Genomic DNA, 11,287 nt, shown 5'->3' on the forward strand with positions numbered 1-11,287 from the left:
TACGGTGAGGTTTGTGGGTTCGCTTTCACGGATTGAAGGTCGCTGAGCTAGTGCCGTGTTCGCAACACAACTCGGGAGCAGGGCTGCCGACTTCGGCCTGCTTGAGGATGGCGATGATCTGGTTGTCTGAAAAACGTGAGTGTCTTCAAGGAAAACTTCCTTGATCCGATTAGAAGAAAATTCTACTTCTGGCGAATAGTTATTTCGGGAGGATTACCACACCTTTTAAGATTGAGATTTATTGACCATAAATAGTCCAAAAAGTCGTGTTCTAAATCGAGTTTTGAGGAGGGCAATTCGACTTACAGCAGGGTGCAGGATTAGTAATAGAAACCGCTGAGGCCGTGTTGCAACACACGGCATTCAGAGTCTCGCTACGGGGTTTCATGCATCATTTGTGCATCTAGCATTGTTGTGGAATAAAAATATCGGGGGTGTCGGAGTCGGGAGTCGGACCAATCCCGATCCAGTCGACGATAGCTGGAGGAGTGCCCGCGAACGGGTTGGCGCGCCAATATTTAACCCAGTGATTAAAACGTTCTGAAAAGGAGCAGTTGTCACTTTTATTAAGTTGGCCGCTAAGTATTATATTTAATGCCACGAAGTCAGGATCATTGGGATGTACAATTCGGCCTAAAAGTGGCTTTTTAATGATGCGAGCGAGCACCGGGTCTATTTGTTTATTGAAACCTGACGCATCGAAAACTCCCGTCTCTACTATGGGGAGGTAAGCTACAAGCTGTAGCGGAATGGCTAGAGCTTGGGGCCGAGGACGGCCTTCTTGCATAAATGACGGATCGATATCAGCGATAACAATTGCTTGCTCTGACTCGCCGAGAGCATCAGATGATTGATTATAATAAATTCCTTTAGACCAACCAGCGTACGGAGTTATTTGATCTATAATCGGAGATTTTTTCCCCCTGACCCAGCTGTTTCTTCCTATAAAACAACTTCCCCCAATTGAAGCTTTGTCTAGGACTGCGTTGCAGAATACAGTGGTTGCCCCGCCAGATAATAAAGTTGACTGGCCGAAAATCCAGTAATCCGCCGAACGGGTTGTCATCGCAGGTACCAGGATTATTGATTTTCGCTTACCGCTTGCAACAGAAATCCCCAAGTATTCCGCCATTGATGCTAAGTCATCAAGTAAGCTTTTCTCTGCTTTCGATGGGGACATTGAGGCTCCGAATCGAACAGCAAGCTTGTTGAGTTCCGCGGCTAAGGCTTTATAGTTAACGGGACTCATTGGAAGGAATAGTTCTGAGCAGATAAACTCTGCAATATTGTCTAACACACCCAGCTTATTGTAGTAATGAAGAAACGTTTTAGGGGTTAGCGGAATTCCTGGCATCATCCTCTGGTCAGTTACAGATCTTGCTCCTATTTCATCTATCAAATTGTCTGCGGAAAATAATGGTCGTAAATTCTCTATTAAAGGTGAGAAGACCTCCGATGCCGCAAGTGATGAGTATTTTTTGCGACGTGAGAATGTACAAACAACCCGCTCTCCAGTAGTGAGATCTAAAGGAGCCAAGAGCGTCATTATTGCGCTATGCTCGCCGGACAAGTACGCGCTTGAATGGCCGGAAGTACCGTTAGCAGCTGGCTGCCCAAATGTTTTCAAGTGGTCGGAATATCCAAGTATGGTGCTGTGAGTTTTTTCGAAGTTAGCATCTGTACTATTCCCATGTAACTTATAGGTCCCAGCCAGTACCGCTGGATAGTTCGACTTCCTTTTTAGTTGCTCGCGTAACCATTTAACTGTGTCGGGTCTTACTGAGTATTCAGGTAAAACAAGAATGTCAACGCCAAACGCTTCGCAAGTGTTAAGGGCCTCGGCGATGAACTTGCGACGACGGCCTTCTGCCCGACTTTTTTCCATTGGAAGCAATTGCTTCACTGTTGGCCAATTGTTACCCCAGTGTTCAGATTCAGTTGCAGGGTGATGATAAGTTTCATCAACCTTCCATTGCATTATGGCGATTCGGGTATGGCCAGGAGAACGGCCTTTCCGAAGTGACCAAGCTTCCCTCTGTAAATCGCGCCATGACTGACTTGGGCTAGAGGCAAAGGCTGAGTTTAGGCCCGGAGGCAATACAAGGTTGCTAAATCCTGAAGAGTCAGTTGTCGCCTGCGACTCAGGTGAGGCGGCAGCAGTTTCTGAATTGCTGGTCGTATTGTCACTTGAAGCGCGATGAAGAATAGGCGGCAGTGATGGGGGTGCGACCAAGTCTTCAGGTTCAGAAACAATATTGAATGGTTTTTCGAGAGTTTCGGTAACTCCAATCTCGGCCGTTTTCTCGGATAATTTTTTGAACCGCTCGCCCCTAGCTGCGACAAATAAAAGATTACCTTCTTGGTCAGAAGTTTCGTCCCATGCACTTAGAAGTCGAGTGCCATTCTCGATGCGCTCGGGTTTGTTTCCGTGACCGATGGATAACTGCGAGCGCGTTATTTTCCAGCTCTCGCCTGCTGTGTCTGTAAAACTTCCATTCCCCGCTTCTAAACGCCAAGCGCCAATTGATTTTTTAACTTGAAGGCCTAAGCATGATTCTATTTCAACCAAAAAGCTTGTTAGCTCATTTAACGCAAGGCCCATCCAGTAGTCGGCAATGTCCTCATGATTTTTCTCGAACGGCCAGTCAGAATTTACTGATCCAGTAGGGTCGAGTTCAATGGCAGAAGGGGTGGCGAAAAGACTCGCCAAAGCTTTAGCTTGTTGTTGGGCTGATGTGCTAATTATTTTAAGAAGCGGTCTCTTAGAGTTTTTGCCAAATAGTCCAATACGGCCGCAAACTATTACAAGCCATCCAAGAGGCGTTATATCGGAAAAAACCTGTAGCGGGGCGCTTTCCTTAACATTTTTGGTGAAAAATACGCTAAGGTCGTTAATCGAGTTTTCAGGGCTGCCGAAGAAGAATCCTTGCTCTTCGATTTGCCAGTCTCCAGCTAGATCGCCGCTAACAGGAAAAGGCCATGCGTCCTTGCTGTCGTGAGCTTCTATGCAAAATGCAATTTCACGAAGCCAAGTGGTAACAGACGCAACTTTTAAACCTGTCACTAGGATCTTGAAACTGAGGTTGCTAGCTTGTTTGTATTGGCTGGATAAAAGTAGATGTTGTATTTTGTATGATAATTCAAAATAAAAACTAGGTATGGATCTTCTAGTATTTAGAGTCAGCGGAGGTGTGTTTTTGTTTAGCTCTTCTGCCCAATTTAGCGGGATTTGGTTAATCACACGAAATGCGACACGCTCAAAAAAAGAGTAGTTAATGCCAGGCTGATTGAGCTGCAAGTCGTGGCTAAGACGAACTTGCATCGCGGCCGTCTCGGATTCACTTGCAAGCACGAAAGCGATACTATGGCTTATTTCACCATCGCCGGGGAAATTTCGGAGAAGATTGAGAGAGCGAGATATTGTGGCTGGTAGGTACTCAGCTGTTTCGTAGGATTTTAACAGCGCGCCTCTAGCGTAGTTTCCGCGTAACTTTCGGAGAACGTTCCGAAGCAAATGATCGGCGGGCGAAAGTACTTCATTTACATCACACTCAATATGCTCTGCACCAAGAGATGCAAATTGATCGAGATCTCGACGATAACCAAAAAGTTCGGATAGCAAAACTCCGGCTCGCCAATGATGCCCATATAACTCGGGCACATCATACGTGCGAAGCCCTCTCGTTCCATCTTTAATATAGGCTGCTCCGTCAAGCAGCTTAGACGAATATGACGGTGTAAGTAACGATAGCTCTAGAGGTGCTTCATCTTCTGTATCAGGTCTAGAGTTCACAACCAAGTAAGGCCAAGCGGCTGCATATTCCTTTGAGTTATCAGGGTTGTCGTCTGTATTCTCGTAATTCAAACGAGCAATTGCTTCAAATGCATCAGCAACCCATCGTAGATTGTCGCTATTTATCCTAAATGTAGTGGGTGCTTTCAGAGCCCAGTTAGCTCCAGCGCTCCATTTCGCCTCATGAATTGCTAGGCTGCCAAGTTTAGTTGAGTTCCACTCGGGGGCGTATAGCAACGCCGGTTTATTGGGATAAGATATTTTGAACTCTGGAGGGGAGTCCGCGAGAGTCTCATTAGATAAAGTTACCCACCAGATTTTTGAAAGCTCTGTCCAGTCGCCTGTGATTGCGTGCGAGCATAAAAGCAATCCATTTGCTGGAACCCCTGGAAGCGGAGGCAAGGGGAGCTTAGGCTCCCCTTTTTGAAGCAAGTGGAGGCGGCTGGCTAGTAAGTTTGGTAGTTTTTCTCGAGGTGAAATAGCGGCAATAGTTTGAAGAGAAAGAAGAACTATCTCACCAGGAGTGCTATCTTCCTGTTGTTCTTTTTGTATTAATAGCGCATTGAGAATGGGAATTAACTTATCACTCTCTATCGGACGCCTATTAATCTCATCAAGTTCTGCGCGCAGATATTCTAGAGGGTCGCCCCCCCCTTGGTTACTTGAATTTGACAGTTGAACAATCGCTTTATGAAGCCATGCGAACGCTCCAGTAATGCTACTTTTTTCGTCATAAACTTCGTACTCAGTGGATGCCAACTCGGTAAACTCAATTTTCCAAGTTTCCATGTGAGTGGTCAGTGCCCGTTTCAACGATGCCTGAAGAGCTTGGTCTTCCTTTACGATCTTTTCGATTATGAGCGCAGGTTTATTTTCAACTTGTGCAATGTGATTGCTTAACAGGGCGGCTTTCCATTGCATACATATAAGCCGCTGAAAAATCATTCGTCTTAGCTTTACTGTGCCGCATGCCCAACCAGCTGGTGCGTCCAAATTATTTGGTTGTATGAAAAAGCTTATAAAATCGTCAGAGCACGCAACATGTGCTAAAACAGAAATACTGGAACTGCGTAACTGTTCTTCTTCAGGGCTTAATCTAAAGCTGGCATTATTGGCACGTTCTAATAGACCCTCTAAGCCTTCAATGGCATAAAATGCTGGATCATCCCACGGTAAGTCGCTATTAAGAATAAACGGCGCGCCAGTACACACCTTATTCCAAGTCGACCAGTATTCTTTGAAAATATTTTCTGGTGCGTGGTCAAGAGTCTTGATAACAGTTTGGTACCAAATCCACCGTGCTGCTTTGCTTAATTCGGATGGTCTCAGGTCTTTCGCGCGCAACGCAGTGAATATCTGGTTTTCAATTATTTCGGGCGGGAGACTATATAATCTACTATCTCGAAGCAACTCCAGAGATGTCTGTCTGTTGACCTCATTTGTATGCCACAGCTCCCAGCCAGCATCACCGTCGCCAGCTTCAAACAATGTTTGCTCTTCTCGTGGACCAGAAGCAGCAATAGCACGTCCTGATGTTAGATGTTTTTCAAATTCATCGGATGTCATCGGTGCGAAGCTTTCTTTAGAAATCATCTCTAACCCTAACGAGTTAGCAATCTCTTCAATCAGCGCTCGCAGCACATCTATTATATCAAGACTATCCCCAAGAATGACTACGTCATCAACATAGCGTGCATACCCGACTTTAACTGCTCCGTCAGAATTTAGTTCTTTAAGTTTCTTTCTGAGTGCCGAGTCTAATTTAAATAGGAGGATGTTTCCAATCCAAGCTGACAAGGACGGACCTTGGGGAATGCCTATTTCTCTATTGGATTTTTGTGGTTTGCCTGTATCAGGGTGGTAATATGTAAAACCAAAGCAATGATCCAACAGGAAATCTACGATGGCGTTATTACGCTGGCCCAAAGCTTGTGTAGGTTGGAATAGCGGTAAAAAATCTTCTGCGTATTCCAAGCTTTCATATGCAGGTGTAATTGCGCTAATGAGTACATTTTTGACGGTAGAGCGCTTTATATTGTCGTAATATCTCTTCAAGTCAAGGCGGACCATATGGACGTTATCCATATTTCGGCCTTGAGATAGCAGAGACGAAATAAAACCCTGCCAACACTCGAAGTAGGGTCGAAACATCCCGCCGTCTTTCGGGGGGGCGCGTAACTCGACCGCATCCATATCGATCTGATATGCAAAACTTAAAGTCTCGGTCTCCTCGGCACCGGGTGATTCGCCTGTTGTTCTAAGCGTGTTCTCGCCTCGGTAATATCGGACAGCCGGAATATAATTGCTGAATCTTACTGAGCTTTCACCGTCTAGTTGTTCGCTCAGCAACTCATTCATCACATATTGCTGCATGATTAAATCTTCAGGACATGGCATCGCTTTTAAGCGTTCTTCTTTTTTGCCAAAGCCTCTAGAAACATGCACTGCGTCGAAGGGCTCAGAAGGCTTATAGTTATTTTCTTTCAGCCTGCTAATTATTCCTTCATTGAAAGCCGTTGCGGCAAGCGACAATCTTCTCCAAGTAGCAATATCTGAAAGCACTTCTCCCTTATTTGCACCCGTTTGCGCAAGTTCGCGAGCATGATTTAGCTTTACGGTTAAATCATTTGGAGTCGGCACCGTTCGCTCAGATAGCGTATGGCTCTCGGTTGTCCGCGTAAACGAGGAAATATCACTCAGCCACTTTGGTTCGGGATTTCTGGAAACGCGCCAGTATTGAGTAACTCGAGCTATTTCGTTATCTGAAATAGTTCTTAAGTAACTTATACTTCGCGATTTTGGCCCGTAGGGTAGGTTTTCCCATTTTTGGTCGTCGAGAATTTCTTCCGGTAAAATCCCCAATTTTTCTGATATCAGGGCAACGGCTGCAGAGTGTGTGATTTCATCCAAAAGCTCCTTGGCTGCTATTGGAGATGTGATGTTTTTTAGAAGTTCGTCAGGATCTTTAGACGTCTGCCCTGGATCTGTATGTTTAGATTCTTGCCAAACAAACGCTAGTTCAAGCCTCCTGTCCGCATCTTGAGTTAGCAGGGTTTTAATTGTTGAAGATGCTCCTTTTAAACCTGCTGTATCCCTGTCTAAAAAAATTCGTACTTGAAGTGGTGTTACTTCAGGTAGCGATTTTGCGAGCTGAGTAATTATTTTTGCTTGGCTCTCTGATGCTTTAGATCCCAAAACGGCTACCGCTGCGAGCCCAAAGCTTTCTAATCGCAAAGCGTCTATTAGGCCCTCACACACATATATGATGGGTGCCTCACCATCTTTCGCAAGCTGGGCAACTCTGATGCTTGCCTCTCTTGCTCGGTATAGTATATGAGCTTTTGGTAAACTTGGGGTGTACAGGTATTTTGGCGAGCTGTTTGTATCATCTAGTTTTCGAGCGGCAAACCCTAATAGGACATTCGTCATGTCTCTTATTGGGAAGATAATTCTGTTGTCGTAAAAAAAATCTCGGTATTTTGCTCCAATATCCAAGTGCGTGGCGGGATCTGTAGTGGGGTCCGTATAAAGGTGCCGAACGAGTCCCGCGCTTTCTAACTCCCCGAGAACTTCTCTCGAATTGCCATAATTTTCTGAGTTAACAGCATAATTTATTAGGCAGTTACGTATGGAAAGGCCGATTTCCGCCGAATCTGCGGTGTCTTTAGATATCTTACGGTTTTTAAGCCATTCAACTAGTATTGTTGACTCTGGATTATTCAATTTGTAAATAGTTAGTGCGTATTCGTATGCTGTATGATTTTGAATCTCACTAGATTGTTGTTTTATTTTTTTTGGCTGGTCTATTTTGTTTTTGGTAGTGGCTGTTGTGTGCTTTAGTCCATATTCAGTGGCTAACCATTTAACAGCTTCTATAAAATTTAAGCCCTTTACCTTCTGCACAAGAGTGAATATATCACCGTGTGTGCCACAGACAAAGCAGTGATAGTGAGGCTTGTCGCTATTTGAGGCTGGGAACAATCGCATTGAAGGATTTTCTTCATTGTGATCGATACAAAGTGTCGAAGCAGTTCCACCGCTACGTTTAATTGATAACCCCAGTCGATGCGCTAACTCTTCTATATCCACAGAGTTTGCAAGCTTGTCTACAAGTCGACTAGTTTCGCTGTTTGGCTTTCCCTGGCTCATTTTTACACATCAGGTGATTTTGATTGCTGCACTCTATCATTACTCTGCAAGGGTGGCCATTTGCTGGCCATAAGAGCGCCTGCATGAGCGGAAACCCCTCCGGGGGGCATACGCAGCAACGTCAGCGGCGCTTTCAGTGGGGTGCATTAACCAAAAAGTTATAAGCGCACGGTACGTACGATGGAGTAGCTCTGCTGAGTAACGTTTCCGTAAATCCTATGAGCCGGTCGGTCCCGATTTGGACGCCACATACATTGGGAATGAACCTCTTGACGATGCTGCGACGTACACCCGGCGCAGCTTTGCCGTATCGTTTTGATTCAGCGGGTGTTTCGTAGTCTAGTATTTTCCGAGGACGGCTATTTAGCTGCCTATCCCTCCAATTCGTATCATCTCAATCGCAGCTTCGTGTCGTAAGCAGCCTCTGGCGAACGTCCGCTTCTGGCCCAGGCTGTGTGAAAACGTTTAAGAGCAGGTTTTACGGTCAAAACCAGAATTGCGTCCCTACGCAAATTTCAGGTCTGCTGATTAACCAGCACTGGCAGATTTTACGTAGCAACGCAGACTTCAAAGCGGTGCCTGCGTTTTTACACAGCTTGGGCCGAAAGCGGTCAGCCGCTCCCTTCACTTAGTCCGCCTGCCGAAAAGGTCATGAAGGTTTAAACTCTGCGTACAGTCCTCCCCCAAGGAGCAGGATCATGATTAAACAGCATAGAGAACAGACCAAACTGTTCTATGAGCAACAACGCGTCATACAAGCCAGGTTCGGCGAGCAACAGCTAGCTAGGTCCAGCGAACAACTGAAGTATCCTTACGGGCCTTGGCGCGAGGTTTTGTTTTATCCCCTTGCATTGGCCATCGGCTTGATATGCATCGGTACCTTGCTTGGTTATGGACTGAGCAAGCTTGTTTAGGCTCAGCGAGTGCTGATCGACCGCTGTGGCGTAAACGAACAGAGAAAACTCTTCATTGGTTAGAAAGCAGCGGCAATTGTTGTGAGTAGAAATGTGAGTAGATTTTAGCGACACCAACCCTCTCACAGCTTAATATGGCGTCTGCAAGCCAAAGTTCGAGTCTCCCTCGGGGCACCAAAATTAAGAAAGGTCTTGCTTTGCAAGGCCTTTTTTTTCGCCTACAGAAAAGTGAGCCCACTCCGCCACCCCGTAGGAGCTGCCGAAGGCTGCGATCTTTTGATCTTGCTTTTAAGGCGCCACAACCCGAACCCGCCCAGCTAACGAATAAAGGATTCACACAATGGAATTGCCACTGGAAACCGTTGCCCTTTTCGCGCTCAAGCTGGCTTATGAGAGGGAAGGTGAAAGTCCGATTCTGCGGGACGATCCGATCATGAGCGATTACGAGCGGGAGGTGTTTGGGTTGTTGGTGCGGCGGGGGGATGTTGAGGGTATTCAGTTTAGAGTGGCGCACTGTGTAGGTTTGGCACTAGACGCTATAGGCGGGGCTGATACGCCGCTAGGGCGAGAGCTGCAACGGTTGTCAGCTGATTTCAGCAGTGCGCGGACAATGGAGCAGCTTAATGCGCCGCTTATTGCGCTCAAGGATTACCTAAAAGACATTCAATGAGTGAGCGGGCCAGGGCAAGTTTATTAACCCTTTACACCGACTAGTAGTGGCTGGGGTCTTGGCTGATATGGAGATATATCTGCCCACTTTTCAATTGCGTCAGCAGACAGCAACGAAAGACTTTTTCGGCATCACAAGGACGTATCAATGCGGCAAATCGCCCTCAGCAACAAGCCACTAAGAGGCATTCCCCGACGCCTTCGCGCCCTGGAACGCTGGGCCTCCAGTTTTCGCGACGAGTTTCACCCGCGATCCGTGCACATGGAGTGCTACACACATTGGAAGATCCCGGTACACGCGGCCTTGGTTCAAGGCCCTCAAGCCAGGGTCGAAGTTCAGGCCTTCTGCATTCAGCAACTGCTCGAAGCCGCTAACCACCTGTCCAGCGCTGCTGACCACTCACAGGGTTACTATCGCGTCGCTTGCCTACTGGTGTGGCCATGGGTTCATCAAAGCGAGGTCACCGTCTTCTATGACCGGGACTATTATCTGGGTTTTCTCGGTGAAACTAACGCTCTCATGCCAGAGCGGATCAGTCATGCTCTTGCGTTGCACACACCAGCAAATTTCATCGAGCACGGGCATGACGTAACTCAACCTGACGATGAAGTCGCAGTACAGTGGTGGTGCATCGGGGAACCGGCCTAACGGCTTTGGCGAGCAGGCTCGCTCCCACAGGGATTTTGGTGAGCTGACAGGCATCGCTTGACCCGAGTGCGTGAATAATAAATCTGTCCCCTTTTGTCGCAGCCCTCTTTTGTCGCGTCCCCCAACGGGGAAAGGGGACCGAACCTGCAGGTTGACCGCGATGATGCGTTTGTTGGTAAACACCACACCGTCGCGCATGGATTTGCAGGTGTCGATGACTTCCTCCCCTTCCAGTAGCAACCAAGCATGACTTCACGCCGTCGGCTTATCCGGCTCTTCCTGCCCCGCCGCCCGCACTGCAATCTCAATCGCCCGAACACTGATCGCCGCAAATATCGCTGTCATCAGCACCCCGTTGAACCCCAGCAAAATCGCCAGAACCCGCGAGACGCCAAGTTTCGGCACGAGCTCTCCATAGCCAATGGTCAAACCGGTCACGAAGCCGAAATAGATGCCGTCAAAAAGATCCCAGCCCTCCAGGTAGCTGATGATGAGGCCGAACAGCACGATCAGAAAAAACAGTACGGAAAAGATCGGCCAGACAACGCGCAAGTAGAACCCGACTGCTTTGAAGAATTCTCGACGGACGTGCGATGCATGAGTGGGCTTCATGTCATGGGCTTCCTGAGGTTTGCCTGAGCGGCACGCGTATTAACACTCGATCAGCTTGGCACAAGCGCGGGAAACTGGTGGCCAACTGATCCACTCCCCTTCCATCTTGATCACATCCTTGATTTCCACCCCCCATGACGTCAACCAAGCGGCGCGGTGCATCAGCAGCGGGTTGGGGGTGGTTCAAGCATGATTCGCGATAGCGCTGCACATAGTCCCCGACCATTCAGGGACGACGCCTCTGGCCGCACTCTTCTAGACTCAATAGAAGGTCGTAGAAAGAACCGAACACGTCGCTTTGGTGCAGATGAATCAAAAGCAGCGTGGCAAGCTGCCTTTATGCCCTTTAAGAGGTGCGGCAAAGACCGCACCGGGCACAACAAGATGCCCGCACAGGGTGCCCTGGCCGACGGCCTGAAATTGCCACGATTCCGTGACGTGGTGTGAGTGCCGCAGCCGACACTTTCGGACGACCGACAACCATCTGGTTTGTCCGTGACC

Annotated in this window: 5 protein-coding genes and 2 pseudogenes; 3 read left to right on the forward strand and 4 right to left on the reverse strand. The window is 47.6% G+C overall.

All coding sequences use genetic code 11. From position 1 onward, the window contains the following. Positions 1-34 precede the first annotated feature (34 nt). Positions 35-139 (reverse strand): annotated as a pseudogene (locus tag JFU47_RS32920) (hypothetical protein); the annotation flags it as partial. 264 nt (positions 140-403) lie between these two features. Next, positions 404-7,942 (reverse strand): CHC2 zinc finger domain-containing protein, encoded by a 7,539-nt coding sequence (locus JFU47_RS12335; RefSeq protein WP_201183250.1) that lies wholly within the window; start codon positions 7,940-7,942, stop codon positions 404-406. 698 nt (positions 7,943-8,640) lie between these two features. On the opposite strand from JFU47_RS12335, the gene JFU47_RS12340 reads away from it, so the two are divergent. From JFU47_RS12340 to JFU47_RS12350, 3 genes are all read left to right on the forward strand, one after another. Then, positions 8,641-8,856: a hypothetical protein gene (locus JFU47_RS12340; RefSeq protein WP_201183252.1), complete on the forward strand. Its 216-nt coding sequence runs from the start codon at positions 8,641-8,643 to the stop codon at positions 8,854-8,856. A gap of 340 nt (positions 8,857-9,196) precedes the next feature. Beyond that, positions 9,197-9,526, forward strand: a complete 330-nt coding sequence (locus tag JFU47_RS12345) for a hypothetical protein (RefSeq protein ID WP_201183254.1) — start codon at positions 9,197-9,199, stop codon at positions 9,524-9,526. Positions 9,527-9,673: 147 nt separating this feature from the next. Then, a complete protein-coding gene (locus tag JFU47_RS12350) occupies positions 9,674-10,174 on the forward strand; it encodes a DUF3916 domain-containing protein (RefSeq protein WP_201183255.1) in 501 nt (166 codons plus the stop codon). 144 nt (positions 10,175-10,318) lie between these two features. On the opposite strand, the pseudogene JFU47_RS12355 reads toward JFU47_RS12350, so the two are convergent. Together JFU47_RS12355 and JFU47_RS12360 are read right to left on the reverse strand one after the other, a co-directional pair. Then, a pseudogene (locus tag JFU47_RS12355) lies at positions 10,319-10,414 on the reverse strand (PH domain-containing protein); the annotation flags it as partial. A gap of 12 nt (positions 10,415-10,426) precedes the next feature. Beyond that, complete coding sequence (locus JFU47_RS12360) at positions 10,427-10,786, reverse strand: potassium channel family protein (protein WP_201183257.1); 360 nt, start codon at positions 10,784-10,786, stop codon at positions 10,427-10,429. Positions 10,787-11,287 lie beyond the last annotated feature (501 nt).

Source organism: Pseudomonas sp. TH39(2020) (genome assembly GCF_016650715.1).
Classification (GTDB): domain Bacteria; phylum Pseudomonadota; class Gammaproteobacteria; order Pseudomonadales; family Pseudomonadaceae; genus Aquipseudomonas; species Aquipseudomonas mandelii_C.